We start from the raw sequence: 24,998 nt of genomic DNA, 5'->3' as shown, positions 1-24,998 counted from the left end.
AGGCCCTCCGCCGAGCACCCAGGAGCGACACGTGGCGAACGACGAGGCCGAGTTCGGGACCGAGCTGCGGGGGTACCGCCGCGACGAGGTGGAGCGTTCGCTGAACGACCTGCGCCGCGAGCTCATCAAGTCGAACAACGACCGCGCCGACGCCGCGAAGGAGATCCGTCTCCTGCAGGCCCGGGTCTCCGAACTGCAGGGTGAGCTCGACGAAGCCGGCACCCCCACGTACAGCGGACTGGGCACCCGCCTCGAGTCCACCCTGCGTGTGGCCGAGGAACAGTCGACCCGCCTCATCAGCCAGGCGGACATCGACGCCCAGCGGCTCCGTGCCTCGAGCCGCGCCGAAGCCGAGCGCACCGTCCGCGAGGCCCAGGAGGAAGCGCGCGACACCCTCGAGGACGCCCGCACCCGCGCCACCAACGAACTGACCCGCGCCCGCGCCGAGGCAGCCGACACCGTCGAACGTGCCCGCGCCGAGGCCGGTCTCCTCACGCAGGACGCCCGCAACGAAGCCGCCGCGATCCGCGGGGCAGCCGTGACCGAGGCCGCCGAGGTCCGTTCCGTCGCCATCCGCGAGACGAACGCACTGCGCGCCCAGGTCGAGCACGAGGTCGCCGAGCTGCGCGAGATCGCCCAGCGCGAGTCCGCCGACGCCCGCACCGCTGCCGCCGAGCTCGACCGCGAGACCGAGCACCGCCGTTCGGTCTTCGAGGCCGACCACGCCCGCCGCACCGAGGACCTCGACCGCGAGGAGACGACCCGGCGAGAGGCCCTGGAGCGCGAGGTCACCGAGGGCCGTGCCGCCTGGCACCGTGAGCGTGACGAAGAGCAGCAGGCACACGCGCTGGCACTCGAGACCGGTCGCGCCGAACTCGAGTCCGAGGTCACGCGCCGACGCGCCGAGCTCGACTCCGAGGTCGCGGACCGCCGCCGCGAGCTCGACGAGGAACTCGCTGCGGCCCGCGCCCAGTGGGACCGCGAACTCGCCGCAGCCCGCACCGCACTCGAGCAGGAGATCGAGGCGGCCCAGGCGCAGCTCCGCGTCGACGAGGAGCAGACCCGCGTCGAGAACGCGCGCCTGGTGCAGGAGACCGCCGACCGGATCGCCCGTGAGCTCGAGGAGCACGACGCCCGGATCGCGCAGGAGCGCGCCGAGGCCGATGCGGCAGCCGAGCGTGCCGTCCGGGAGCACGAGAACGCCATCGCCGCCCGACGCGAGCGCGAGCACGCCGAGGTCGACACCGAGATCGCCGACCGCCGCACCGCCGAGCTCGGGGTGCTCGAGGCCGAGCGCACCGCCCTGCGGCAGGAGATCGACACCGCACGCGCCGCCCTGGTCAAGGAGCGCGACGAGGTCCGTGCCGAGATCGCCCGGGAGCGCGACGAGGCCCGCACGACGCTCGAGTCGGAACTCGCGTCCCGCCGCGACGACGCCGAGCAGGACTACCTGCGGAAGCACCACGAGACGGTGACCGAGACGCAGAAGTACCTGGACGAGGCCAACCTGCAGCTCGCCGAGGCCACGCGCCGCGCGACCGAGGCCCGCGAACGCGCCGAACGCCTGCAGCAGGAGGCCGACGACCTCGAGCGCACCAGCACGGCCGAGGCCCAGGAGCACGCCCGCACCATCGTCGCCGACGCGCAGGACCGCGTGCACCGGATGGTCGCCGACGCCGAGGAGCGCACCGCCGGCGTGATCGCCGAGGCCGAGGACCGCCTGGCGGCGATCCGCACCGAACGCGAAGCCGTCGCGGGCTACCTCGAGAACCTCCGCGGGGTCCTCACGAACGCCACGGGCCTGCTCGGCACGGCACCCGCCGCAGCGTCCGCTGCGGACGCTGACGACGACGTGGACGCGACCGACCGCTGACGATCCACGACCTGGAGGCGCGCCCCCGCGCCTCCAGGCCGTCCCACCTGGTGCAGGTGGCAGGCCGCAGGGCGTCGTGCGGACGTGCTCAGACGGGCCAGTGGGTCGGCAGCGGGGCGCTGCCCGGCACGACGAGGTCGGCGATCGCGTCGAGGACGATCCGCACGTACCGCTCCCCCACCCACAGGTGCTTCGCACCGTCGACGGGCACGACCCGGACGTTCGGGGCGAGCGCGAACCGTGCCGCCGCGGCCTCGGGCTGCAGGAAGTCGTCGTGCTCGGGGACGAGCGCCACGACCGGGACCCCGACGGCAGCCCAGCGGGCGAGCTCCTCGTCCGAGGTGCGGTGCAGCGGCGGGGACAGCAGGACGACACCGGCGACCGTGCCGGCCTCGACGTGTTCGAGCGCGTGCTTGAGGATCACCTCGGTGCCGAAGGACCACCCCACCAGCCACGGCGTCGGCAGGCCGCGGTCGACGACCTCGGCGACGGCGGCGCGCAGGTCGAAGCCCTCGGACACACCCTCGCCGAAGACGCCCTCGGACGTGCCGCGCGGGGACGTGACGGACCGGAAGTTGAACCGCAGCACCGCGATGTCGGCGAGGGCGGGCAACCGTGCCGCGGCCTTCTTGAGGACGTGCGAGTCCATGAACCCGTGCGCGGTCGGCAGGGGGTGGAGCGTCACGATGGTCCCGCGGGCCGGGGCGTCGGCCGGCTCGGCGAGCTCACCGACGAGCGTCAGGTGGTCGTCCGTGACGAGCTCGACCTCGGTGCGACGGGCCGGCAACACGGTGGCGGACCGGATCTCGGTGTCGTGCGGCACGTCGTGCTCGGTCATGCGATGCTCCAGCAGTGGTTGTGCCAGTGCCGGCGCGACGCCAGGTCGGCGGCGTCGCCGAGCACGCCGTCCGCACGCCAGACCACCACGTGGGCGGTGCCGGGCAGGACGCTTCCGCCGCATCCCGGGCAGATGTACTCCTTCTGCGCCGACGCGGCCGAGATCGGCTGCACCTGGTACTCGCGACCGTGGCGGACCTCGGTGCGCTTCCACGAGCTCATCAGCCGGTCGAGGGTGGTCTCCTCGTCAGGCTCGACGTCGCGACCACGGGGACGCCGCGGCCGGTTGCTGCGCGGCACCCGAGCAGCCGATCAGTACCAGTTGTTGGCCTGGCTGTGTCCCCAGGCACCGCAGGGGGTGCCGTAGACGCCGGCGATGTAGTTGAGACCCCAGGTGATCTGCGTCGCCGGGTTGGTCTGCCAGTCGGCGCCGGCCGTGGCCATCTTGCTGCCGGGGAGGGCCTGCGGGATGCCGTACGCACCGCTGGGGTTGTAGGCGTTCACCCGCCAGCCGGACTCCTTGTTCCACAGCGAGACCAGGCAGTTGTACTGGTCGGTCCCCCAGCCACGAGCCGTGACCTGCTGCAGGGCGATCGCCTGCGCGCTGCCCGGGTCGGGCGTCGCGGCGGTGGCGGCGAGCGTGTTGGCGGCCGAGACCGGCTGGGTCTCGGTGGCCGCGGCGTCCGCGCTGTCGTCGGTGGTCTCGGCGTCGGCGTCGGCCTCGTCCTCTTCGACGACGGGCTTGACGACCTTCGGGGCCGGGACGGTGACGTCGTAGCCGTCACGGTCGGCGGCGGCCACGGCGTAGGTGCCGTGCGCGGTGTACTGCTGCGGCGCCGGCGGCGTCTTCACGAGCACCGGGGTGTCGACGGCGGCCTGTGCCACGTCGGCCTGCAGCGGGTTGAACAGCGAGCCGCCGACGAACAGGAACACGCCGACGAAGGACATCATCGGGGCGATCGCGCGCTTGCGGGCGACGGCGTTCACCGACGACGCGGTGGGCTTCGCGAGCTTCGGCGTCGCACGGCGCTGCACCGTCGCGGTGCGCTCCTTCGCGGGACGCTGGTCGGCCTCGACCAGGGCATCGTGGGCGAAGGACGCCACACGCTCGTCGGAGACGCGGTTCGCCGCCACCGACTTCGGCGTGGCGACCGGACCCGTCGTCGCGGGCGCTACCTGCGGGGTCACCCCGAACGCCGACGTCTCCGTCGTGCGGGTTCGCTGCATTGCCGCGCGGCGCTCACCGGAAGCCTGGAGGCTGAGGTGCTCGCGGGTATCGCGGTCGGAGCTTGAGTCTGCCGTGTGCCTGCCCATGAGTAGGACCAGGGTAACGGAACGATCACGGAAAGCGAAGCACCTGGGGACAGCGCGTCGTCACCGGACAGCGAGCATCACTTCGACGACGGCGTCGAGCAGGGCGTCGACCTGCGCCTCGCGGTACCCGCCGTGCTTCGGGCGGAAGACGATCGAGCGGACCTCGGTGAGGCTGAGCGGCTTGCCCTCGCGGAAGTACCCGGCGAGCCGGGCGGCGAACGCGTCCACGTCCTTCGGGTGGTAGCCGGTGCCGAGCACGCTGACCCGGCTGAACCGCTGCCCGTCGGGCCGTTCGAGCCGCGCCACGACGTCGGAGGCCTTCGTCCGCGCCTCGGCGTACCAGGCCTTCTTGCCGACCTCGCTCATCTCCCGCTCACGCTCGCGGGCCGCGAAGGCGTCCTCGAGTCGCTCGAGTGCGGCGTCGACGTGCGACGTGGAGTAGCCGCCCTTGCGCATCGAGAACGCCGTGGCGCGGATCTTCGCGGCCTCGATGCCGGGGGCGCTGTCGTCGGCGGAGTACGCGCGCCGGGCGTCCTCGAGGAAACGCTCGACTTCGTCGACGTCGTAACCGAGGGCGGAGCGGGCTGCGGTCGGGAAGGTGGTGGCCACGGCGTCATTCTGCCAGTCCCCGACCGTGGCACAACCTGAACGCGCTGAGTGCGGCGTTCAGCCGGGCCCGACAGCGGTCAGTGGTTGACGATCAGGTACAGCACGTAGGCGACTGCGGCGGACGGCAGGATGCTGTCGATGCGGTCGAGCAGGCCGCCGTGTCCGGGCAGGAACGACGAGATGTCCTTGATGCCGAGGTCGCGCTTGATCATCGACTCGGTCAGGTCGCCGAGCGTGGCCGAACCGGAGATGAGCACACCGAGCAGGACACCGGTCCACCAGGGCAGCCCGAGCATGAACACGGCCACCAGGATGCCGACGACGATGCTCGCCGCCACGGACCCGGCGAAGCCCTCCCACGTCTTCTTGGGGCTGATGCGCGGTGCCATCGGGTGCTTGCCGAGGTTCAGCCCGGTGGCGTACGCGCCGGTGTCGACCGCGACGACGACGAGGATGAACCCGATCACCCAGAGGTTGCCGTCCGGCTGGGCGGAGAGCAGCACCACGCAGGCGCCGAGCAGCGAGATGTATGCCTGCACGAACAACCCGTTCGTGAGGTCTCGGGCGACGTTGCCGGCCGGGGGCTTCTGCCGCGCGACGGCGACCTCGAGCAGTCGCCAGACGCTGATCAGGACGATGCCGCCGAGCAGGGTGAACAGCGCCGCGACCTGGCCGAGCAGGAACGCCGCCGGCACGATCGCGATCGCGACGGCGACGCTCGGGATCCGCGGGACGTCGCGGCCGGCGAACCGCATGGCGCTCGTGAGTTCGTAGACGCCGACGCCCAGCAGGAACGCCGCGACGACCATGAAGGACGGCGGCCAGAGGAGCAGCGTGCCGAGCATCACGACCGCGAACGCGAGCGCGATGCCGATCGCCGCCGGCAGGTTGCGCCCGGTCCGCGCGGTCAGCGCTTCGTTGCGCGCGCCGAAGTCGGCCTTGCGCTGGCGGAGCTGCGCCTCGAAGTCGGTGCGCGCCGCTCGTGCGCGCGCATCGAAGTCCTGACGGAGCCCCTTCTTCACGGGCCCGCTCGACGCGGGCCCGTGCTCTGCTGTGGGGCGGTCATCGCCCTGGTCGGAGCGACGCATCAGACCTCGAGGAGTTCGGCTTCCTTCTTCTTCAGCGACTCGTCGATCTGGTCGACGTGCTTCTTCGTCAGGGCCTCGAGGTCCTTGTCGCCGCGCGAGATCTCGTCGTCGGAGATCTCACCCTTGAGTGCGTCGAGGTCGTCCTTGGCCTTGCGGCGGATGTTCCGGACGACGACCTTGTGGTCTTCGCCCTTCGTCCGCACGAGCTTGACGAACTCCTTGCGGCGGTCCTTCGTGAGCTCCGGGATCGTCACGCGGACGATGTCGCCGTCGTTCGTCGGGCTGGCGCCGAGGTTCGGGAACGTCGCGATCGCGCGCTCGATCTCCTTGAGCGCCGTCTTGTCGTACGGCGTCACGATGAGCGTGCGGGCCTCGGGCGTCTGCAGCGACGCGAGCTGCGCGAGCGGCGTCGGCGTGCCGTAGTACTCGACCGGGATCTTCTGGAAGAGCGCCGCGTTGATGCGGCCGGTGCGGACGGTCGAGAAGTCGTCCTTGGCGACCTCGACAGCCTTCGCCATCTTCTCGGTGGCTTCGGTCAGGACATCACTGATCACGGTGTTACTCCTTCGGTACTGGCGTCGAGTCTAGTCAGCGCCGGGGGTCAGTTGCTGACGACGGTGCCGATGCGCTCGCCACGGATCGCGGCCTGGACGTTGCCGTCGCCCTCCATGCCGAAGACGTGCATCGGCATGCCGTTGTCCATGCAGAGCGAGAACGCGGTGGCGTCGACGACCTTGAGGCCCTTGAGCAGGGCGTCCTGGTAGGTCACGTGGTGCAGCTTCTCGGCGGTGGCGTCCTTCTTCGGGTCGGCGGTGTACACGCCGTCGACGCCGTTCTTGGCGACGAGGACCTCGTCCGCCTTGATCTCGAGCGCACGCTGCGCCGCCACCGTGTCGGTGGAGAAGTACGGCAGTCCGGCACCGGCGCCGAAGATGACGACCCGACCCTTCTCGAGGTGCCGCTCGGCGCGCCGCGGGATGTACGGCTCCGCGACCTGGGTCATCGCGATCGCGGACTGCACGCGGGTCGCAGCGCCCGCCTGCTCAAGGAAGTCCTGCAGCGCGAGTGCGTTCATCACCGTGCCGAGCATGCCCATGTAGTCGGCGCGCCCGCGGTCCATGCCGCGCTGCGAGAGCTCGGCTCCGCGGAAGAAGTTGCCCCCGCCGACGACGATCGCGATCTCGACCTCGCGCGCGGCGACGGCGATCTCCTTGGCGATGGTGCCGATCACGTCGGGGTTCACCCCGAGGGAGCCGGCGCCGAACGCCTCTCCCGACAGCTTCAGCAGAACGCGGCGTCGTCCGGTCTTCTCGTCGGTCATCTGGTCCGCACCCTTCGTCGTGGTCTCGTGGAAATGTACTCGCGGATGTGTCGCGCGCGTGTCGTGCCGGCGCGCGCGAAAAACGGGGCCAGGAACCTGGTTGGTTCCTGACCCCGTCACGGGTTCGTTACGCGCCGACCTTGACGCGGGCGAAGCCCTGGATCGTGATGCCGGCGTTCTCGGCGGCCTTCGCGACGGAGATCTTGTTGTCCTTCGCGTAGTCCTGGTCGAGGAGCGACACCTGCTTGATGTAGGCGTTCACCCGGCCCTCGACGATCTTCGGGAGCGCAGCCTCGGGCTTGCCCTCTTCGCGCGTGATCGCCTCGACGGTCGCACGCTCCTTCTCGATGGCCTCGGCCGGGACCTCGTCGCGGGTCAGGTACGTCGGGTTCGCGAACGCGACGTGCTGTGCGATCGAACGTGCCTCGGCGGCGTTGTCACCCTCGTACGCGATGACGACGGCGATCTGCGGCGGCAGGTCCTGGCTGGTCTTGTGCAGGTAGATCTCGAAGGCCGAGCCCTCGACACGGCGGACCGTGCGGACCTCGAGCTTCTCGCCCAGCGCGGCAGCCGACTCGTTGACGACCTCGAGGACGGTCTTGCCGTCCAGCGGTGCGGCGTTGGCAGCAGCGACGTCGGCGGCACCGGCAGCGGCGACCGCGCCCAGCACCTTGTCGGCGAGGGTCGTGAACTTCTCGTTCTTCGCGACGAAGTCGGTCTCGCTCGCGAGCTCGACGACCGTGGCGGCGCCGTTCTCGGAGGTCGCGACGACGACGCCCTCGGAGGTGGCACGGTCGTCGCGCTTGGCGACGGCCTTGGCACCCTTGATGCGGAGCAGCTCGACGGCCTTGTCGTAGTCGCCGTCAGCCTCGACGAGCGCGTTCTTCGCGTCCATCATGCCGGCGCCGAGGTCCTCGCGGAGCTTCTTCACGTCAGCAGCGGTGAAGTTTGCCATTGACTGGAGTCCTTTCTGGACTGTACGTGTGTGGAGAGTGGAGTGCAGTCGGGGCGCCGGACCCGGTGGGGTCCGGCGCCCCGGCGACTCACTCGGCGGGGGTGGTCTCCGCGGCTGCCTCGGCCTCGGCCGTCGGCTCCGCGTTCTTCGCCTCGTCGGCGATCGGCTCGCCGATCTCCTTCGCGGCGACCTGCGCGTCAGCGTCGTTCTCCTCGACCGGGGCGGCGGGCGCCTCGGTCGTGGCGGCGGTCTCGCCACCGAGGAGCTCCTGCTCCCACTCGGCGAGGGGCTCGCTGGCCTCGTCCTCGTCGCCACCGTTGTGGCGGGTCTTCAGGCCCTCGGCCGCGGCGTCGGCGACGATGCGGGTCAGCAGACCGACGGAGCGGATCGCGTCGTCGTTGCCCGGGATCGGGTACGTGATCTCGTCGGGGTCGCAGTTGGTGTCGAGGATGCCGATGATCGGGATACCGAGCTTCTGCGCCTCGTCGACGGCGAGGTGCTCCTTCTTGGTGTCGACGATCCAGAGCGCGCTCGGGGTCCGCGTGAGGTTGCGGATACCACCGAGGGTCTTGTGGAGCTTGTCCAGCTCGCGCTTCTTGATGAGGAGCTCCTTCTTGGTGAAGCCCTTCGTCGTGTCGTCGAAGTCGATCTCCTCGAGCTCCTTCATGCGCGCGAGGCGCTTGGAGACCGTCTGGAAGTTCGTGAGCAGACCGCCGAGCCAACGCTGGTTGACGTACGGCTGGCCGACGCGGGTCGCCTGCTCGGCGATGGAGCCCTGCGCCTGCTTCTTGGTGCCCACGAAGAGGATCGTGCCACCGTGCGCGACCGTCTCCTTGACGAAGTCGTACGCGCGGTCGATGAAGGCCAGTGACTGCTGCAGGTCGATGATGTGGATGCCCGAGCGCTCGGCGAGGATGAAGCGCTTCACCTTCGGGTTCCACCGACGGGTCTGGTGTCCGAAGTGGACGCCGCTGTCGAGCAGCTGGCGGATGGTGACGACGGCCATGTGCCGTCCTCCTTCTGTGTTCTCGGCGCGCAGCCGTGCTCTCGCACGTCGCTGCGGACCTGTTGCGGTTGTGTCGATCACGACCGTCGGTCGTGGTCCCTGGTGTCCTGGCACGCGACCGCCCGCTCGTGAGAGCAGGACCGGTGGTCGGGTACCGAGCCCGTGAGGGCTTGGTGGACACGCGAAGTCAGCGCGCATCAGCACGCTGCTGGATAGATGCTAACAGAAGGGAGGCCCGGATCACGCGCGCCTCGCGGCTGACGTGATCCGGGCCTCCTGTCCGGCGATCCGTGCGGAACGGACGCGGTGCGCGACCGGCCGATCAGGCCTTGGCGTCCACCGTGTCACCGTCGGCGGAGATGCCCATCTCCTCGAGCGAGCGGCCCTTGGTCTCCGGGATCTTGGCGATGACGAAGAACAGCGACAGCAGCGCGAACAGCGCGTAGATGCCGTAGGTGACCGTCAGGTTGAAGCCCGAGAGCACCGGGAACGAGATCGTCACGATGAAGTTCGCGATCCAGTTGGCGGCCGAGCCGATGCCGAGCGCCGTGGCGCGGATGCGGTTCGGGAACATCTCGCCGAGCAGGACCCACATGAGCGGACCCCACGTGGCGCCGAAGGACACCACGAAGAGGTTCGCGAAGATCAGCGCGATGACGCCCCACGAGCCGGGGAGGCTCGGGCTGCCGTCGACGATCGTCGCCTGCGAGAACGCGACGGCGACCATGGTGAGCGAGACGAACATGCCCGCGGAACCGGCGACGAGCAGCGGCTTGCGGCCGACCTTGTCGACCAGGAAGATCGCCACGAAGGTGACGGCGACGTTGACCACCGAGGTGATCGTGGAGATGAGGAACGAGTCTTCTTCCTTGAAGCCGACGGCCTGCCAGAGCGTCGTCGAGTAGTAGAAGATCACGTTGATGCCGACGAACTGCTGCAGCACGGCCAGGATGATGCCCACCCAGACGATCGGCTGGAGCCCGAAGCGGTTGCCCCGGATGGAGCCCTTCTTCTCGTTGGCTTCCTTCTTGATGCCGTCCTGGATCTCCTCCAGGCTCGTGTTCACGGTGTCGCGCGGGACGATCTTGCCCATCACGACGCGCGCATCGTCAGCACGGCCCTTGGTGAGCAGGTAGCGCGGGGACTCCGGCAGCGTGATCGCCAGGACGCCGTAGACGACCGAGGGGATCACCCCGACCAGGAACATCCAGCGCCAGGCCGCGAGACCCCAGACCTCGGCCGAGGCGCTGCCCGCGGTGACGGCGAAGAGCTGGTCGGACAGGAGCGCGGCGAAGATACCGAGCGTGATCGCCAGCTGCTGGAACGAGGCCAGCCGCCCGCGGATCGCCTTCGGGGAGACCTCGGAGATGTACGCCGGTGCGATGACCGAGGCGGTACCGATGCCGAGACCGCCGACGAGACGCCAGATCACGAGGTCCCACGTCGCGAACGCGAACGCCGAACCGATCGACGAGACGAAGAACAGCACCGCGGCCCAGAACATGATCCGGGTGCGGCCGTAGCGGTCGGCGAGGCGGCCGGCGAAGTAGGCGCCGAACGCACAACCGATCAGGGCCGAGGCGACGGCGAAACCGCTGGCCGCGTCGGAGAGGTTGAACTCACCCTTGATCGCGTCGACGGCGCCGTTGATGACGGACGAGTCGAAGCCGAACAGGAAGCCACCGACCGCCGCCGCGATGGCGAACAGGGTGACCTTCCCCTTGAACGCACGGTCTTCGCCGTGCCCGGTGGTCGTGGTGGACACGATGCTCCTGGGTTCTGCCGCCGTGCCGGTGTGCAGCACGGTGCCCCGGCGGTCGGCTGGTTCGCCGTCCGAGCGGCGTTGCGTGTTCCGGAGCGGCCCCGACTGTACTCCTCGCTCGGGATCTGGTCATAACCGGGGGCGTGATCGGGACGGCGCGGGGTCGGGCGGGCTCGCTTGGGTGCCGACGCGGAACGACACTGTCGCCGTCGTACGACGTCGGTTCTGTCGTTTCCGTCCTCGGCACGTTCCTCCCCAGGCCAGGAGGCGCGGCTCCCCCTCCACGGATCGCCCCCGCCCGCCCCGGGCCCGGGTTCCACTGCCCAGGCTGGGGACATGCAATCGAGCGCACGTCCCGTCCTGCTGTCCGTGGTGTGCGCAGCGGTGCTGAGCGGGACGGCGGTGTTCGGTGCCGCGGTGTTCGGTGCCGCGCCGTCGACGGGAGCCGGGGCGTCGGTGGGGTCCGGGGCGACGGTGGGCACTGCGACCGACTCGGGCTGGGTCGAGGCTCGCTGGGTCTGGCCCACCGGGTCGCGGGTGGTCGAGCGCGCCTGGGAGGCACCGTCCTCGGACTACGCCGCCGGCCACCGGGGCCTCGACGTCCCGGCGGCCCTCGGCAGCACTGCCTCGGCGGTGGACGACGGCACCGTGGCGTTCGCCGGCGCGGTCGGTGGTCGCACCGTCGTGACGATCGACCACGGCGACGGACTGGTCAGCACCCTTGACTCGGTGACACCCCTGGTCGCCGCAGGGGACGAGGTCGTGCAGGGCACGCCGGTCGGCCGTGTCTCGGTCGGGCACTGTCCGGCGTCGGCACCGTGCCTGCACCTCGGTGCTCGCGTCGACGGTCGCTACGTCGACCCGATGGCGTACCTGCCACCCGCCGAGTGGCCGGTGCTCCTGCCCGAGTCGGCCTGGCCCGGGTGAGCGGAGCCGACCGGAAGCCGATCGGAAGCTGACCGGGAACTGACCGGAACGCACGTCGCCCCCCCCGTCAGGCGCGCGGGTGCGCCGTCCGGTAGACCTCGCGCAGCCGCGCCGACGACACGTGCGTGTAGATCTGCGTCGTGCCGAGGCTGGCGTGGCCGAGGAGTTCCTGCACCGCGCGCAGGTCCGCTCCCCCGTCGAGCAGGTGCGTCGCCGCGGTGTGGCGGAAGGTGTGCGGCCCGCTCGGGCCCTCGCCCGGCAGGTCGCCGAGCAACCGCGCCACCACGCGGTAGGCACTGCGGACGCCGAGCCGGGCGCCACGGTCGCCGAGGAACAGCGCCGTGCCTGCCGGTCCCTCGGCCCGTGCGACGAGGGCGGGCCGTCCGCGCTCGAGCCACGCCTCGAGTGCGTCCCGCGCCGGAACCCCGAACGGCACCACGCGTTCCTTGCCGCCCTTGCCGAGCACCCGCACGGTCAAGCGTCCGCGATCGACGTCGGTCACGTCGATCCCGACGAGTTCGCTGACCCGGATCGCCGCCGCGTACAGGAGCTCGACGAGGGCCAGGTCCCGCAGCGCCGTCGGGTCGTCCGTCGCCGCCCGGGCACCGAGCCCGTCGAGCAGGACGCGCACCTGATCGGCCGACACGACGCGGGGAAGGTGCGCCCCGCCCTTCGGTGCACGGAGCCGGACCCCCGCGTCGGTCGTCGTCACCCCGGTCTCGCTCGCCCACCGCGTGAACGCCCGTACGGACGAAGACCGCCGAGCGATCGTCGACCGGGCGAGCCCCCGGTGGTCGGCGTCCCACAGCCAGTCACGCAGGAGCTCGAGCTCGAGGTCGGCGACGCGGTCGACCCCTCGGGCGTCCGCGAACGCCGCGAGCTGCTCGAGGTCGTTGGCGTACGCGCGCAGGGTCTGCTCGCTGAGGCCCCGTGCGTGCCGGGCGTGCCCGAGGAAGGCGTCCACCGCCACCACCAGTCGACCGTCCGTCCGCGCAACCACGACGTCAGCGTACGGCTGTCGACCGTCATGCCCGCCCCCACCCGCCGCCGCTCGCGACGACGAGTCCCTGCAGCTGCGCCAGGGCGAGCGCGTCGGCGACGTCGGCCGCCGACATGCCCGCCCGACGGGCGATCTCGGCCTCGGGCAGAGCGCGACGACCGAGCGCATCGAGCACCCGGAGCACCTCGGGGTCCTGCCGACCGGACAGGAGCGGTTCGTCCGGCACCGCTCCCCCGCTCGTCCCGGTCGCCGGTCTCGCCGCCGCGACCGGATCGCCGGGGTGCACGACGATCTGCGCCCGCCCTTGTGCGATGAGTCGATGGCACCCAACCGATGCCGAGGACGCGAACGCTCCCGGTACCGCGAACACCGGCCGGCCGAGCTGCGCGGCGTGGTGGGCGGTGTTGAGCGCCCCGGACCGTGCGCCGGCCTCGACCACGACCGTCACGTCGGCCAGCGCCGCGATCAGTCGGTTCCGGGCGAGGAAACGCCACCGCGTCGGTCGCGTCCCCGGAGCCGACTCGGCGAGCAACGCCCCCTGCCGCGCCACGTTGTGGAGCAGCTGCGCGTTGCCCACCGGGTAGAGCTGGTCGATCCCACCCGCCAGGACGGCGACCGTGGGCGTCCCCGCGGCGACGGCGACACGGTGCGCCACCGCGTCGATGCCGTAGGCACCCCCGCTCACGATGAGGCATCCCGCGTCCGCCGCCGTCGAGGTGATCTCCGCCGCGGCCTCGGCACCGGCCACCGTGTTCGCGCGGGACCCCACGACCCCGAGCGCCGGTATCCCGTCACCGAGGCGTGCACCCGTGCTGCGCGTCCAGAGGACCACCGGGGCGTGCGGCCCGAGGTCGTCCATCGCGGGCGGCCACCCGTCGCTCTCGGGGACCAGCAGTCCGGCACCGACCGCACCGGCCGCCGCGAGCACGTCGCCCACCTCGACGGCGGCCAATCGAGGCCGCCAGCGTTCCACCGCGGTCTGCAGCACGCCGAGCAGCACCGCTGGGTCCTCGGCGCCCGGCACCTCGGCGTCGACGCAGCATCCCAGCAGCGAATCGAAGTCTCCGTCGGCGGCGAGCAGCACCGCACCGAGCGCGCGCTCGGGTCCGAGGCCGTTGACGAGCTCTCCGGCGACGGAGTCCCCCGGTTCGACGATGGCCGACCAGGCAACCCGTGCCGTGGCCTGCACCGGGTCCACCGCGGCACCGCTGGGCCCGAGCAGGCGCGCCACGGTGTCGAGGAGCTCCGTGCCCGCCGGCATCACAGCGCGCTCCGCAGGGCCAGGGCGCCGCGGACGTGCGCGCCCGTGGGCCGCTCCACCGCGTCGAGGTCGGCGAGCGTCCACGCCAGTCGCATCACACGGTCCCACCCGCGCATCGTCAGGGTCCCGAGGTCGAGTGCGCGGTCGAGGTCCGCCGTCGACCCGGGTTCGATGCGTCCCTCGGCTCGGAGCCACGTCCCGGTGACCTCGGCATTGCGCGTCCATCCTGTGCCGTGCAGTCGCTCCGCCATGCGGGCTCGTGCTGCCGCGACCGCCGCACGCGCGACCGCCGTCGTCGGGGTGCTGCCGTCCGCATCCCGCATCCGACCCGTCGTCACCCGGGGCACCAGCACCCGGATGTCCATCCGGTCGAGCAGCGGCCCGGACATGCGGCCGAGGTACCGGCGGACGGTGCTCGGCGTGCACTCGCACGGCTGCCCGTGCGCACCACCGGCGTTGCCGCACGGACAGGGGTTCGCCGCCAGGACGACCTGGCAGCGTGCGGGGAACTCGGCCGCTCCCGCCGCACGGTGGATCGTGATCCGCCCGGACTCGAGCGGTTGCCGGAGCGCGTCGAGCACGGCCCGCGGGAACTCCGGCGCCTCGTCGAGGAACAGGATGCCCCCGGTGGCGCGCGACACGGCTCCGGGGCGCAGGACCCCGGATCCGCCGCCGATGAGCGACACCGCCGACGCGGAGTGGTGCGGGGCTTCCCACGGTGGCTTCGTACTCCACGACGCGGGGCCCAGCCCGGCGACGGACCGGACCGCAGCGACCTCGAGCGCGGTCTCGTCGTCGAGGTCGGGCAGCAGCCCGGGCAGCCGTTCGGCGAGCATGGTCTTGCCGGCACCCGGCGGCCCGAGCAGCAGGGCATGGTGTCCACCGGCCGCCGCCGCGATGAGCGCTCGGACGCCGACCGGGTTCCCCACGACGTCCGACAGCTCGGCCACGGGACGCGGCACGGCCGTGACCGGGACCGGCAGCACCGGGTCGACCTCGACCGTCGGCAGGAGTGCCCCGGCGTCGATCGCCGCCGCCCGCAACGAGTCCACGCCCCGGATCCGGACCCCGCCGACCACACGGGCCTCGGTCAGGTTGCCGACGGGCAGCACGACGCGGTCCACACCGGCGTCGCGCGCGGCGATCAGCATCGGGATCACGCCGGGGACCGGACGCACCCTGCCGTCGAGGCCGAGTTCGCCGATGTAGACGATGCGCTCCGAGACGTCCGGCGCGAGACCGGCACCGGCGAGCACGGCCATCGCGATGGCGAGGTCGAACCCCGAACCGCGTTTCGGGATCGCCGCCGGGGTCAGGTTCACGGTGATGCGGCGGGCGGGCAGCGGACACCCCGCGTTGGCCGCCGCGGATCGCACACGTTCCCGTGCCTCGCCCAACGAGGTGTCGGGCAGCCCGATGATGCTGAACGCCGGCAGCTGGCTGGTCAGGTGCGCTTCGACCTCGATGCGCCGACCGGTGACCCCGAGGAGCGCGACCGCGGCAGCGCGTCCGATGCCGGTCACAGCACACCCGGCAGGTGCTCGACGACGGTGCGGGGACCGTCGACGTGGACCGCGACGACGTCCACCCGGACCGCGCGCGCCGAGACCTGGGGATGCGCGTCGAACCACTCGGGCACGAGTCGTCGCATCCGGGTGAGCTTCGCCGCCGTGATCGCCTCGAACGGGTGACCGGTGGCGGCGCCGGAACGGGTCTTCACCTCGATGAAGGCGAGCGTGCAGGAATCCCACGCGACGATGTCGATCTCACCGCGCGCACATCGCCAGTTCCGCTCGAGCACGCGGAATCCCCGGGCTTCGAGCCAGGCCACCGCTCGCTCTTCACCGAATCGTCCGAGTCGGCCGTTCCGGAGCGACCGCCCCGGTGCTCGTTGCACGTCTTGTTCCATGTCGTTGCCTCCACGACAACGATCTTCGGAACGAACACACCGATCGGCGAACTCGGAGACTCTGTGGAATCAGTGCGGACGAATTGCCCCTGTGGAGGAAAGAAGAAGGACCCGGGCGATCGAGATCACCCGGGTCCTGCTGCGACGAGCGTCAGTGCGCTGCTGCGTAGGCTTCCTGCACCTGCGTCGAGATGCGCCCGCGGGAGGAGACCTCGTACCCGTTCTCCTTGGCCCACTCGCGGATCTTGCCGAGTTCTTCGGAGTTGCCGCGCTTCGGGGCGGACTTCGGCGCGGAACCGCCGCCGGTGCGACGACCGGAGACCTTGCGCGCTGCGGCGATGTAGTCGGAGATCGCCTCGCGGAACTTGTCGACGTTGTCGTTCGACAGGTCGATCTCGTACGACGAGCCGTCGAACGCGAATTCGACCGTCCGGCCTTCACCGGTGGTGATGGGGGAATCGTCGAGGTCGTCGACGAGCTGGACGGTGACCTTCTGTGCCATGGGGTGCTCCTGTTCGTGGGGCGGTTATTTCCCCATCAGAATAGCGCGCACATTTCCCTGACGGTCCGGATCAGCGGCGATTCACCGAGAAAGAAGCAGGAGAAAGGAAATTGACGATCACTCGTCGAGTGCGAGTTCCTTCGGCAGTTCGAGTTCCCGCGTCGTGAGTTCCTCGACATTCACGTCCTTGAACGTGAGTACCCGGACACCCTTGACGAACCGGTCGGAACGGTAGACATCCCAGACCCAGACATCGTTCATCGTCAGTTCGAAGTAGAAGTCGTGCTCCGTGTCACGGCGCACGAGTTCGACCTCGTTCGCCAGGTAGAAACGGCGCTCCGTCTCGACCACGTAACGGAACTGCGACACCACGTCGCGGTACTCGCGGTACAGGGCCAGCTCGACCTCGCGGTCGTAGTCGTCGAATTCGTCCTCATCCATTGCGCCCACAGTCTACGGCGACGGAGGCCCGTGCGGACGACGGGCTCAACCGGCGAGGGCGTCGAGTTCGTCGAACCCGTCCAGCGCGACGCTCGAGGCCTGGTGCAGCCACGACTTCCGGTGCAGCGCGTGCGCCCCGATCGCCCGGATCGCGTCGTAGTGCGCCGTCGACCCGTAGCCCTTGTTCGACACCCACCCGTAGTGCGGAGCCTCGTCGTGCGCGGAGATCATGAGCGCGTCACGGGCGACCTTGGCCACCACGGACGCCGCGGCCACCGAGGCGCAGTCGCGGTCGGCCTTGACCCGGACGACGACCTCGAGCGGATCAGTGGCCGGACGGAGCGACGCGGGCAGAGCACGGCTCAACCAGTCGAACGAGCCGTCGAGCACGACCACCGCGCCGTCGAGGGACACCCCGTCGGCGACCAGGGAGCCGAGCGCCTGGGCACCGGCTGCACCGAGGGCGGGCACGATGCCCTGCTGGTCGACGAACTCCGCCGACGCCATGCCGACCGCCGTGCGCGCCCAGCGCTGCACGACGGGCACGAGGTCGGTCCGGCGCGCCTCCGACAGCAGCTTCGAGTCCGCGAGCCCCTGGGGCACACGACCGATGTCGAGCGTCACCGCGGCCACACCGACGCCGACCGGACCGGCGATGGCGCCACGGCCGACCTCGTCCATGCCGATGACCGTCACGCGGCCCTCGGCGAGCAGACGTTTCTCGACCCGGAGCGACGGACGGACGGCGGTCACTCGTCGCGCTCCTCCACGCCGGCGAACACCTCGGGGTGGTCGTCGAGCCACGTCCAGCGGCTCGCCGGCCACGAGATGACGAACGCGCGACCCGTGACGTCGGACATCGGGACGAAGCCCTTCGACGGGGTGTCGCCGTTGTACCGGGAGTCCTTCGAGTCGTTCCGGTTGTCGCCCATCACCCAGATGGTGCCCTTCGGCACGGTGACCGAGAAGTCGGTCGCCGAGGCCGGGGCGCCGGCGGGGAGCTTCAGGTACGGCTCCTTGATCGGCACACCGTTCACCGACATCTGCCCGAGGTCGTTGCAGCAGGACACCTTGTCACCGGGCAGACCGATGACGCGCTTGATCAGGTGGTCGTCGCTGTCACCGGTGCCGAGACCGACCTGGGTCAGTGCCCAGTCGATGGCCTTCGCGGGCTGGGTGTCCGGCGTGACGCTCGGCACCTCGGACCCGGTGAGCCAACCGCCCGGGTCCTTGAAGACGACGACGTCTCCCCGCTTCAGCGCCACGGCGCCGGGGACGAGCTCGTTCACGATGACGCGGTCGTTGATCTGGAGCGTGTTCTCCATCGACGCCGACGGGATGTAGAACGACCGGATCAGGAACGTCTTCACCAGGAACGACACGAGCAGTGCCGCGATGAAGATGATGACGAGGTCGCGGAGGAATGTGAGGACACCGTTCCGTTGCTTCTCGGCACGTGGCCTGCGCCCGGAATCCTCTGTCGTGTCCGTCATTTCCGCTCTCGTTCGAACCACTGACTCCCCGCAAATGGGAAGAGCCCCCCGTCGATGCACAACCGTACATGGACGAGGGGCTCGCAGCGGCGTCCGGCTCGCGGACGTTCACTGTGAAGGCGATCAGGCGTCGCGCTTCTCCTTGATCTTGCGGCGGGCCGCCTTGCCGCGGAGCTCGCGCAGGTAGTAGAGCTTCGCACGACGGACGTCACCCTTGGTGACGATCTCGATGTGATCGATGATCGGCGAGTGCACCGGGAACCAGCGCTCGACGCCGACCTGGAAGCTCACCTTGCGGACCTTGAAGGTCTCGCCAATGCCGTGGCCCTGACGGCCGATGACGACTCCCTGGAAGACCTGGATACGCGAGCGCGTGCCTTCGATGATGTTGACGTGCACCTTGATGGTGTCGCCGGGACGGAAGTCCGGGACATCGGTACGCAGCGATGCTGCGTCGACGTTGTCGAGGAGCTGGCTCATGGTGGGTTTCACTCTCTGCGGACGCGCACGGGTCGCCGCGGATCGAAGGTTCGGAAAGTGGTGGTGCGTGCCCGGTGTCGGCGACTCCCCCGTGGCAGAGTCCAGCCAGGGCACAGCGTTCAATAATGCCACACAGAGCGCGGGAGACAAAACGACGAGGATGGACCCATGATCGAACTCCGCACCCCCGCCGAGCTGGACGGACTGCGCGTCGCCGGCCGGTTCGTGGCCGACGTCCTCGACGAGCTGCTCGAGACCGTCGACGTCGGCGTCAACCTGCTCGACCTCGACCGCGTCGCAGCCCGGATGATCGCCGAACGCGGGGCGGAGAGCTGCTACGTCGACTACCACCCGTCGTTCGGCATGTCGCCGTTCGGCAAGAACCTCTGCACCTCGGTCAACGACGCCGCCCTGCACGGCCTGCCGCACGACCACGTGCTGCAGGACGGCGACCTCGTGAGCCTCGACTTCGCCGCGAGCGTGGACGGCTGGGTCGCGGACTCCGCCGTCAGCGTCCAGGTCGGCACACCGCGCGACGAGGACCAGGCCCTGATCGCCACGGTCGAACGAGCACTGGCCGCCGGCATCGCTCAGGCGGCTCCCGGCAACAAGCTCGGCGACGTCTCGCACGCCATCGGTCACGTGGCGCACCAGGCCGGTCACGACGTGAACCTGCAGTTCGGTGGGCACGGCGTCGGTCGCACGATGCACGGGGACCCGCACGTGCCGAACGACGGCCGTCCGGGTCGCGGCCTGAAGCTCCGGCCGGGTCTGGTCGTCGCGATCGAGCCGTGGCTCATGCAGACCACCGACGAGCTCTACCAGGACGACGACGGCTGGACGCTGCGCAGTGTCGACGGCTCACGTGCCGCGCACGTCGAGCACACCGTGGCGGTCACCGAGGCCGGCCCCGAGGTCCTGACCCTGCGTCGCGCCCAGCGCGCCGACCCGACCGTCTGACGGGCTGGAGGCACGGTGCGGGCCCGCCCCGTGCCTCCAGGCAGACACGGCGGGGCCGGGTTTCGTGCTCAGCGACAGTTCACGCGGAACGAACCGCGAGGAGTGTCGCTCAGCCCGAAACTCGTCCAGCCGGCAGACGCGCCAGCAGGTCAGGCAGGCGGCAGCAGGTCCGGACGGACGCGCCGCGTTCGCTCCAGCTGCTGCTCGTGCCGCCAGGCACCGACGCGGGCGTGGTGCCCGCTGAGCAGGACGTCAGGGACGTCGAGGCCGCGCCACGACGCGGGCTTGGTGTACGAGGGGTACTCGAGCAGGCCGTCCTCGTGGGACTCCTCGACCAGCGACTCGGGGTTGCCGACGACGCCGGGGACGAGTCGTCCGACGGCCTCGATCATCGCCATCGCGGCGACCTCGCCGCCGTTCAGCACGTAGTCGCCGAGCGAGAGCTCGACGACGGTGGCGCGCGACGACGCCCACTCGAAGACGCGGGCGTCGATGCCCTCGTACCGCCCGCAGGCGAACACGAGGTGCTCCGACGTCGACGCGAGCGACCGCGCGATCGACTGCGTGAAAGGCGTGCCGGCCGGCGTCGGGACCACCAGGGTCGACGAGCCGTCGGGGCGGAAGAGCGCCTCGAGCGCCTGCGCCCACGGCTCCGGCTTCATCACCATGCCGGCGCCACCGCCGTACGGGGTGTCGTCGACGGTGCGGTGTCGGTCGGTGGTCCACGACCGCAGGTCGTGCACGTGCAGGTCGAGCAGACCGCCGGAGCGGGCCTTGCCCAGCAGGGACACGTCGAGCACGGAGAAGAACTCCGGGAAGATCGTGACGATGTCGATCCGCACGGGGACTAGTCCGTGACCGTCTCGGGGCGCGAGGTGTCCTCGGGATCCTCGAACAGGCCCTGCGGGGGCGTGACCGTGACGGTGCCGGCCGCGATGTCGACCGCGGGCACGATGGCCGAGACGAACGGCACGAGGACCTCGCCGCGGGACGGCGTGTCGATCGCGAGCAGGTCCTGTGCGGGCATGTGGTCCACGCGGGCGACGGTGCCGACCTCGACGCCGTCACGCAGGACCTTGAGCCCGACGAGCTGGTGGTCGTACCAGGCGTCGTCCTCACCGGTCTCGGCGTCGGCGTCCTGCTCGACCCAGAGGATGATGCGCGCCAGGGACTCGGCCGCGGTGCGGTCGTCGATCCCGGCGAAGAACGCGACGGGGTGACCGTTGTACCAGCGGAGTTCATCCAGCTCGAGGGTCTTGCCCGACCACGGTGAGTCGTCGGGGACCTGGAGCGTGAAGGTGGCGCCCGGGGTGAACCGACGATCCGGGTCGTCGGTGTAGAGCTCGAGCTTGATGCCGCCCTTGAGCCCGTGCGCCTTCGTGATTCGACCCACCCGGAGCTGGGTCGTCTCCCTAGGAATCGGTGTCCACCACGTCGACCCGCACGCGCTTGCCGTCGGCCAGGGCCGTGACGAGGGTGCGGAGCGCCTTGGCGGTGCGCCCGGCGCGACCGATCACGCGGCCGAGGTCCTCGGGGTGCACGCGCACCTCGAGGACCTCGCCGCGTGGGGAGGTGGAGCTGGCGACGCGCACGTCGTCAGGGTGATCGACGATCCCCTTGACGAGGTGCGTCAGCGCGGATTCGAGCAAGGACTACGCCTCGGTCGTCTCGTCGGCGGTCTCGGCGTCGTCGGCCTTGGCGGCGGGAGCCGTCTTCTCCGACTTCGGCTTGAGCACGGCCTTCTTCGAGGAGTCGACCTGGAAGGCCGGCTTCGGCTCGGCGACCTTGACCTTGGACTCGGTGTCCTTCTCGCCCTTGAACTTGGCCCAGTCGCCGGTCAGCTTGAGGAGGGCCGCGACCTGCTCGGTCGGCTGCGCGCCGACGCCGAGCCAGTAGAGCGCACGCTCGGACTCGATCTTGATGACCGAGGGCTCCTCGGTCGGGTGGTACTGACCGATCTCCTCGAGGACACGACCATCGCGCTTGGTGCGCGAGTCGGCGACGACGATGCGGTAGTAGGGCGCACGGATCTTACCGAGACGCTTCAGACGGATCTTGACAGCCACAATTGCTCCTGTTTGCTTTCGTTGTGGTTGAACTGGAACCGCGGGCGTGGGGGCACACACGGCGAAAGCTCGAGAGAGATCGCTCACAGCTGGATAGAGGGTCGAGCTGCGGCGATTCGACCGTTCATTCTTGCAGATTCCCGGCCGTGATGCGAGCCGACTCGCTACGGCGCGAGCCGCCGCACCGCTTCGAGGGCTTCGGACGTCGCCCGGACCGCGTCCACGCTCCGTGCGTCACGCGCGCCGCCGACGACGGCGTACGGCACGCCGGCGGCCTGGAGGCCCGTGGCGAGTCCGTCGGGCGCGTCACCCCCGGCGTCGGTCGCGCGCTCCTGCCCGGCGCAGACCACGACGGTGTCCGCCGGGACGCCGACCTCGTCCCCGTGCTCGTCGCGGATCCAGAGCACCCCGGGTTCGATGCGCAGGTACTCCTGCACGCCGCCGACCATCCGCACCCCGGCATCCCGCAGCCGGCCGATCGCGACCCAGCGCGAGGTGATGCCGATCCCCTGGCCGAACTTGCCCGAACGCCGGAGCACCGTCACCTGGGACCCCGGCCGGGTGGTGCGCCGTGCCGCGGGGAGCCGCTGCGGCACGTCGCCGACGAGCTCCTCGGACACGTCGAGGTCCCAGCGGGCCGCGAACTCGCCGGCACGGACGACCTCGTCGGGCGACTCGGTCAGGAACGCCGCGGTGTCCACGCCGATGCCGCCACCGCCGATGATCGCGACGGTGCCCTCGGGTACGCCGTTCCGCAGGGCCTGCTCGTAGGACAGCACGTGCGGCAGGTCGCTGCCCGGGACGTCGATGCTCCGCGGGACCACCCCGGCCGCGAGCACGACGGCGTCGCTGTCGACGAGGTCCGCAGCCGTCGCCGGGCGTCCGAGGTGGATCGTGGCGCCCCGCTCCGCGAGCTCGGCGCGGGCAGAGCGCACCGTGGCGGCGTAGTCCTCCTTGCCCGGGACGAGTGCGGCGAGGCCGAACTGGCCGCCGAGGCGGTCGGACGCCTCCCAGACGGTGACGTCGTGGCCCCGGCGTGCGGCGTCCACCGCGGCGGCGAGCCCGGCCGGTCCGCCACCGACGACGTCGACGCGCTTCGGGTCGGTGGTCGGGCGGGCGGGGAACGCGACCTCGCGGGCGGCACGGGGGTTCACCAGGCAGGACACCGGTGCGCCGATGATCGAACGGTCGAGGCACGCCTGGTTGCAGCCGATGCAGGTGTTCACCAGGGCGAACCCGCCCGCGAGCGAGCGCGACACGATGGCGGGGTCGGCGAGGAACGGCCGGGCGAGGGCGACGGCGTCGATCAGTCCGTCGCTGAGCACGGCCTCGCCGTCGCGCAGGTCCGTCATCCGGTTCGACGCGATCACGCGGACGTCCGGGTGCGGGGACGCGCGCACCACCGCGGCGATCCGTGTCGCGTACGCCAACCAGGCCCCGTGCGGCACCGAGGCCTGCACGGTCGGGGTGCGGGACTCGTGCCAGCCGATGCCGACCGAGATGCCGTCGAGCCCGAGCGGCAGCAGGTCGTGCACGAGCGCGTCGACCTCGTCCTCGGTCGACGAGCCGGGCATCAGGTCGGCGCCGGACAGCCGGATGGTCACGGCGAGCTCGGGCACCGCGGCGCGCACGGCCCGGACGACCTCGATCGCGAAGCGCCGACGCCGTTCCGCATCGCCGCCCCACTCGTCGTCGCGCAGGTTCGTCAGCGGCGACTGGAACTGGTTGATCAGGTACCCCTCGGACGCCATGATCTCGACGCCGTCGAACCCGATCGCGCGGGCGGTGCGGGCCGCGGCGGCGAAGTCCTCGATGGTCCGCTCGACCTCGGTCGACGTCAGCTCGGTCGGCACCACACCGCGAGCGGCCGCCCACGGCAGGGCCGAGGGCGCCACGACGCGCTGCGGGTCACCGTGCCGGTCGACCATGCCCGACGCGAGCGCGTACCGCCCGGCGTGAAACAGCTGCGCGAGGATCGTCCCGCCCTCGTCGTGCACGGCGTCGACCGCCACCCGGAACCGCTCGTCGGCTCCCCCGACGCCGAACACCGCGAAGTCCGGACCGCCGCGGGCCTCGTCGTTCACCGCGATGCCGCCGGTGATGATGCACGCCGCGCCGCCGGCCGCCCGTTCGCGGTAGAAGGCGGCCATGCCGGCTCCGCCGTCGTCGTGCACCTCGAGCCCGGTGTGCATCGACCCCATCACCACCCGGTTCGCCAGGTGCAGGGGGCCGAGGGTCCAGGGTGACGCGACGGTCCGGAGGGACTCCGGCACGACGGGGGCGGAAGCGACGCTGCTCATGCGCCTATTCTGCGGTGTCCGCGCCCGGAGCGTCGGCTGGCAGCACCGCGTCGCGGAGGGGCGACGTCGTGTCCGACCAGTACGGCGGGGCGATGACCGTCAGCCCGCCGTCGACCGAGAGCACCTGCCCGGTGATGTACCCGGCCTTGTCCGACAGCAGGAAGTCGACGGCGTCGGCCATGTCGTCGGCCGTCCCGGGGCGCTGCAGCGGGAGCTTCTCGAGGACGGTGTCCATCGGCGCCTGCCCGGGGACCTTCGTGTAGAAGTACTCGAGCGAGTCGGTGTCGATGAGGCCGCCGTTCACCGCGTTGACCGTGATCTGACGCGGACCGAACTCCACCGCCATGTACTTCATGTACGCCTCGCTCATGGCCTTGGCGGCACCGAGTGCGGCGTAGGTCGGGAATGCCCGGAGTGATCCGTACGAGGTCACGACGACGATGCGGCCACCCCGGTCCATGAGCTCCGCGGCGCGCTGGGCGCCGAGCACGAACGAGCGGGCGTTCGTGGCGTAGCTGCGGTCGAGATGGTGCAGCTTGAGGTCGGCGACGGGCTTGAACGCACTCGCGGCGGCGTTCGCGACGAACATGTCGAGGCGTCCGTAGGTGTCGCGCACCAGGTCGAACAGGGCGTCGATCGACTCCGGCTGCTCGATGTCGACCTGCGCCGTGATGCCGTCGCCGCCTGCCGCCTTGACGTCGGCCAGGGACTCCTCGGCCAGGTCGGCGTTGCCCTTGTACGTCACCACGACGGTGACGCCGCGCTGGCCGAGCTTCTGCGCGAGCAGGCGGCCGATGCCGCGCGAAGCGCCGGTGATCAGTGCGATGGGTGCGTTGGTGCTGTCGGTCACTGCGGTCCTTTGCGTGCGTGGGGACGGACGGGAGGCGCGGGGCG

At 70.9% G+C, this 24,998-nt stretch carries 28 protein-coding genes; 3 read left to right on the top strand and 25 right to left on the bottom strand.

What is annotated here, in order from left to right; genetic code table 11:
* The first annotated feature begins 31 nt into the window (after nucleotides 1-31).
* Entirely contained in the window at nucleotides 32-1,873 is a 1,842-nt protein-coding gene (locus HP445_RS10760; protein ID WP_128780067.1) for a coiled-coil domain-containing protein, read from the top strand.
* An 88-nt stretch (nucleotides 1,874-1,961) separates the two neighbouring features.
* Here the strand turns inward: HP445_RS10760 and HP445_RS10755 are convergent, their stop codons facing one another.
* The 10 genes from HP445_RS10755 to HP445_RS10710 all read right to left on the bottom strand — a co-directional run bounded on the left by HP445_RS10755 (nucleotide 1,962) and on the right by HP445_RS10710 (nucleotide 10,768).
* Nucleotides 1,962-2,711, bottom strand: a complete 750-nt coding sequence (locus HP445_RS10755; RefSeq protein ID WP_128780068.1) for an alpha/beta hydrolase — start codon at nucleotides 2,709-2,711, stop codon at nucleotides 1,962-1,964.
* The gene (locus HP445_RS10750) at nucleotides 2,708-3,010 is read right to left on the bottom strand and encodes a hypothetical protein (protein ID WP_110863985.1); all 303 of its coding nucleotides are present in this window, start codon (nucleotides 3,008-3,010) and stop codon (nucleotides 2,708-2,710) included. The genes HP445_RS10755 and HP445_RS10750 overlap by 4 nt, the downstream gene beginning before the upstream one ends.
* Before the next feature lie 12 nt (nucleotides 3,011-3,022).
* The gene (locus tag HP445_RS18660) at nucleotides 3,023-3,898 is read right to left on the bottom strand and encodes an aggregation-promoting factor C-terminal-like domain-containing protein (protein ID WP_241660367.1); all 876 of its coding nucleotides are present in this window, start codon (nucleotides 3,896-3,898) and stop codon (nucleotides 3,023-3,025) included.
* A 186-nt stretch (nucleotides 3,899-4,084) separates the two neighbouring features.
* A complete protein-coding gene (locus tag HP445_RS10740) occupies nucleotides 4,085-4,633 on the bottom strand; it encodes a DivIVA domain-containing protein (protein WP_071406375.1) in 549 nt (182 codons plus the stop codon).
* Nucleotides 4,634-4,710: 77 nt separating this feature from the next.
* Nucleotides 4,711-5,655 carry a phosphatidate cytidylyltransferase gene (locus tag HP445_RS10735; protein ID WP_111233087.1) on the bottom strand — a complete coding sequence of 315 codons (945 nt, stop codon included), beginning with the start codon at nucleotides 5,653-5,655 and terminating at the stop codon, nucleotides 4,711-4,713.
* A 65-nt stretch (nucleotides 5,656-5,720) separates the two neighbouring features.
* Nucleotides 5,721-6,275 (bottom strand): ribosome recycling factor, encoded by a 555-nt coding sequence (frr, locus tag HP445_RS10730; RefSeq protein ID WP_027465871.1) that lies wholly within the window; start codon nucleotides 6,273-6,275, stop codon nucleotides 5,721-5,723.
* Nucleotides 6,276-6,322: 47 nt separating this feature from the next.
* Nucleotides 6,323-7,042: a UMP kinase gene (gene pyrH / locus HP445_RS10725; RefSeq protein WP_071406376.1), complete on the bottom strand. Its 720-nt coding sequence runs from the start codon at nucleotides 7,040-7,042 to the stop codon at nucleotides 6,323-6,325.
* 127 nt (nucleotides 7,043-7,169) lie between these two features.
* A complete protein-coding gene (tsf, locus tag HP445_RS10720) occupies nucleotides 7,170-7,997 on the bottom strand; it encodes a translation elongation factor Ts (protein ID WP_027465873.1) in 828 nt (275 codons plus the stop codon).
* Nucleotides 7,998-8,085: 88 nt separating this feature from the next.
* Entirely contained in the window at nucleotides 8,086-9,003 is a 918-nt protein-coding gene (gene rpsB / locus HP445_RS10715; protein ID WP_027465874.1) for a 30S ribosomal protein S2, read from the bottom strand.
* A 322-nt stretch (nucleotides 9,004-9,325) separates the two neighbouring features.
* Nucleotides 9,326-10,768 (bottom strand): sugar porter family MFS transporter, encoded by a 1,443-nt coding sequence (locus HP445_RS10710; protein ID WP_241660369.1) that lies wholly within the window; start codon nucleotides 10,766-10,768, stop codon nucleotides 9,326-9,328.
* A 333-nt stretch (nucleotides 10,769-11,101) separates the two neighbouring features.
* On the opposite strand from HP445_RS10710, the gene HP445_RS10705 reads away from it, so the two are divergent.
* Entirely contained in the window at nucleotides 11,102-11,692 is a 591-nt protein-coding gene (locus HP445_RS10705) for a M23 family metallopeptidase (RefSeq protein WP_128780070.1), read from the top strand.
* A 67-nt stretch (nucleotides 11,693-11,759) separates the two neighbouring features.
* On the opposite strand, the gene HP445_RS10700 is transcribed toward HP445_RS10705, so the two are convergent.
* From HP445_RS10700 to rplS, 9 genes are all read right to left on the bottom strand, one after another.
* Nucleotides 11,760-12,692: a tyrosine recombinase XerC gene (locus HP445_RS10700; protein WP_128780071.1), complete on the bottom strand. Its 933-nt coding sequence runs from the start codon at nucleotides 12,690-12,692 to the stop codon at nucleotides 11,760-11,762.
* A 25-nt stretch (nucleotides 12,693-12,717) separates the two neighbouring features.
* Nucleotides 12,718-13,953 (bottom strand): DNA-processing protein DprA, encoded by a 1,236-nt coding sequence (dprA, locus tag HP445_RS10695; protein WP_128780072.1) that lies wholly within the window; start codon nucleotides 13,951-13,953, stop codon nucleotides 12,718-12,720.
* Entirely contained in the window at nucleotides 13,953-15,476 is a 1,524-nt protein-coding gene (locus HP445_RS10690) for a YifB family Mg chelatase-like AAA ATPase (RefSeq protein ID WP_128780073.1), read from the bottom strand. The genes dprA and HP445_RS10690 overlap by 1 nt, the downstream gene beginning before the upstream one ends.
* Nucleotides 15,473-15,850, bottom strand: coding sequence for a YraN family protein (locus tag HP445_RS10685; protein ID WP_258727579.1), 378 nt, complete (start codon nucleotides 15,848-15,850; stop codon nucleotides 15,473-15,475). The genes HP445_RS10690 and HP445_RS10685 overlap by 4 nt, the downstream gene beginning before the upstream one ends.
* A gap of 163 nt (nucleotides 15,851-16,013) precedes the next feature.
* The gene (locus HP445_RS10680; RefSeq protein ID WP_017888250.1) at nucleotides 16,014-16,364 is read right to left on the bottom strand and encodes a histone-like nucleoid-structuring protein Lsr2; all 351 of its coding nucleotides are present in this window, start codon (nucleotides 16,362-16,364) and stop codon (nucleotides 16,014-16,016) included.
* 117 nt (nucleotides 16,365-16,481) lie between these two features.
* Nucleotides 16,482-16,805: a DUF2469 family protein gene (locus HP445_RS10675; RefSeq protein WP_017888251.1), complete on the bottom strand. Its 324-nt coding sequence runs from the start codon at nucleotides 16,803-16,805 to the stop codon at nucleotides 16,482-16,484.
* Nucleotides 16,806-16,850: 45 nt separating this feature from the next.
* Nucleotides 16,851-17,558: a ribonuclease HII gene (gene rnhB, locus HP445_RS10670; RefSeq protein WP_128780075.1), complete on the bottom strand. Its 708-nt coding sequence runs from the start codon at nucleotides 17,556-17,558 to the stop codon at nucleotides 16,851-16,853.
* Nucleotides 17,555-18,298, bottom strand: coding sequence for a signal peptidase I (gene lepB / locus HP445_RS10665; RefSeq protein ID WP_027465880.1), 744 nt, complete (start codon nucleotides 18,296-18,298; stop codon nucleotides 17,555-17,557). Before lepB ends, rnhB begins: the two co-directional genes overlap by 4 nt.
* Before the next feature lie 123 nt (nucleotides 18,299-18,421).
* Entirely contained in the window at nucleotides 18,422-18,778 is a 357-nt protein-coding gene (gene rplS, locus HP445_RS10660) for a 50S ribosomal protein L19 (RefSeq protein ID WP_017888254.1), read from the bottom strand.
* A 168-nt stretch (nucleotides 18,779-18,946) separates the two neighbouring features.
* Here rplS and map point away from each other — a divergent pair, with 168 nt between their 5' ends.
* A complete protein-coding gene (gene map / locus HP445_RS10655; RefSeq protein ID WP_128780076.1) occupies nucleotides 18,947-19,738 on the top strand; it encodes a type I methionyl aminopeptidase in 792 nt (263 codons plus the stop codon).
* Nucleotides 19,739-19,887: 149 nt separating this feature from the next.
* Here the strand turns inward: map and trmD are convergent, their stop codons facing one another.
* From trmD to HP445_RS10625, 6 genes are all read right to left on the bottom strand, one after another.
* Nucleotides 19,888-20,580: a tRNA (guanosine(37)-N1)-methyltransferase TrmD gene (trmD, locus tag HP445_RS10650; RefSeq protein ID WP_027465882.1), complete on the bottom strand. Its 693-nt coding sequence runs from the start codon at nucleotides 20,578-20,580 to the stop codon at nucleotides 19,888-19,890.
* A 5-nt stretch (nucleotides 20,581-20,585) separates the two neighbouring features.
* Nucleotides 20,586-21,131, bottom strand: a complete 546-nt coding sequence (rimM, locus tag HP445_RS10645) for a ribosome maturation factor RimM (protein WP_171907871.1) — start codon at nucleotides 21,129-21,131, stop codon at nucleotides 20,586-20,588.
* Nucleotides 21,132-21,150: 19 nt separating this feature from the next.
* Complete coding sequence (locus tag HP445_RS10640) at nucleotides 21,151-21,387, bottom strand: RNA-binding protein (protein ID WP_017888258.1); 237 nt, start codon at nucleotides 21,385-21,387, stop codon at nucleotides 21,151-21,153.
* A gap of 3 nt (nucleotides 21,388-21,390) precedes the next feature.
* Nucleotides 21,391-21,804: a 30S ribosomal protein S16 gene (gene rpsP, locus HP445_RS10635; RefSeq protein WP_027465884.1), complete on the bottom strand. Its 414-nt coding sequence runs from the start codon at nucleotides 21,802-21,804 to the stop codon at nucleotides 21,391-21,393.
* Between the two features lie 164 nt (nucleotides 21,805-21,968).
* On the bottom strand, nucleotides 21,969-24,104 hold the full coding sequence (locus HP445_RS10630) for an oxidoreductase (protein WP_128780077.1): 2,136 nt from the start codon (nucleotides 24,102-24,104) through the stop codon (nucleotides 21,969-21,971).
* 4 nt (nucleotides 24,105-24,108) lie between these two features.
* On the bottom strand, nucleotides 24,109-24,954 hold the full coding sequence (locus tag HP445_RS10625; protein WP_110859098.1) for an SDR family oxidoreductase: 846 nt from the start codon (nucleotides 24,952-24,954) through the stop codon (nucleotides 24,109-24,111).
* Nucleotides 24,955-24,998: the final 44 nt, after the last annotated feature.

The sequence above is a fragment of the Curtobacterium flaccumfaciens genome, from assembly GCF_013359815.1.
Classification (GTDB): Bacteria; Actinomycetota; Actinomycetes; order Actinomycetales; family Microbacteriaceae; genus Curtobacterium; species Curtobacterium flaccumfaciens.
Note: the sequence above shows the minus strand (reverse complement) of the source record. Positions and strands in the feature narration are given on the sequence as shown.

Excerpts from the sequence above, each read along its gene's own strand:
- HP445_RS10755 (WP_128780068.1), bottom strand. The coding sequence starts at position 2,711 with ATGACCGAGCACGACGTGCCGCACGACACCGAGATCCGGTCCGCCACC.
- pyrH (WP_071406376.1), bottom strand. The coding sequence starts at position 7,042 with ATGACCGACGAGAAGACCGGACGACGCCGCGTTCTGCTGAAGCTGTCG.
- tsf (WP_027465873.1), bottom strand. The coding sequence starts at position 7,997 with ATGGCAAACTTCACCGCTGCTGACGTGAAGAAGCTCCGCGAGGACCTC.
- rpsB (WP_027465874.1), bottom strand. The coding sequence starts at position 9,003 with ATGGCCGTCGTCACCATCCGCCAGCTGCTCGACAGCGGCGTCCACTTC.
- HP445_RS10705 (WP_128780070.1), top strand. The coding sequence starts at position 11,102 with ATGCAATCGAGCGCACGTCCCGTCCTGCTGTCCGTGGTGTGCGCAGCG.
- dprA (WP_128780072.1), bottom strand. The coding sequence starts at position 13,953 with ATGCCGGCGGGCACGGAGCTCCTCGACACCGTGGCGCGCCTGCTCGGG.
- HP445_RS10680 (WP_017888250.1), bottom strand. The coding sequence starts at position 16,364 with ATGGCACAGAAGGTCACCGTCCAGCTCGTCGACGACCTCGACGATTCC.
- HP445_RS10675 (WP_017888251.1), bottom strand. The coding sequence starts at position 16,805 with ATGGATGAGGACGAATTCGACGACTACGACCGCGAGGTCGAGCTGGCC.
- lepB (WP_027465880.1), bottom strand. The coding sequence starts at position 18,298 with ATGACGGACACGACAGAGGATTCCGGGCGCAGGCCACGTGCCGAGAAG.
- rplS (WP_017888254.1), bottom strand. The coding sequence starts at position 18,778 with ATGAGCCAGCTCCTCGACAACGTCGACGCAGCATCGCTGCGTACCGAT.
- map (WP_128780076.1), top strand. The coding sequence starts at position 18,947 with ATGATCGAACTCCGCACCCCCGCCGAGCTGGACGGACTGCGCGTCGCC.
- HP445_RS10630 (WP_128780077.1), bottom strand. The coding sequence starts at position 24,104 with ATGAGCAGCGTCGCTTCCGCCCCCGTCGTGCCGGAGTCCCTCCGGACC.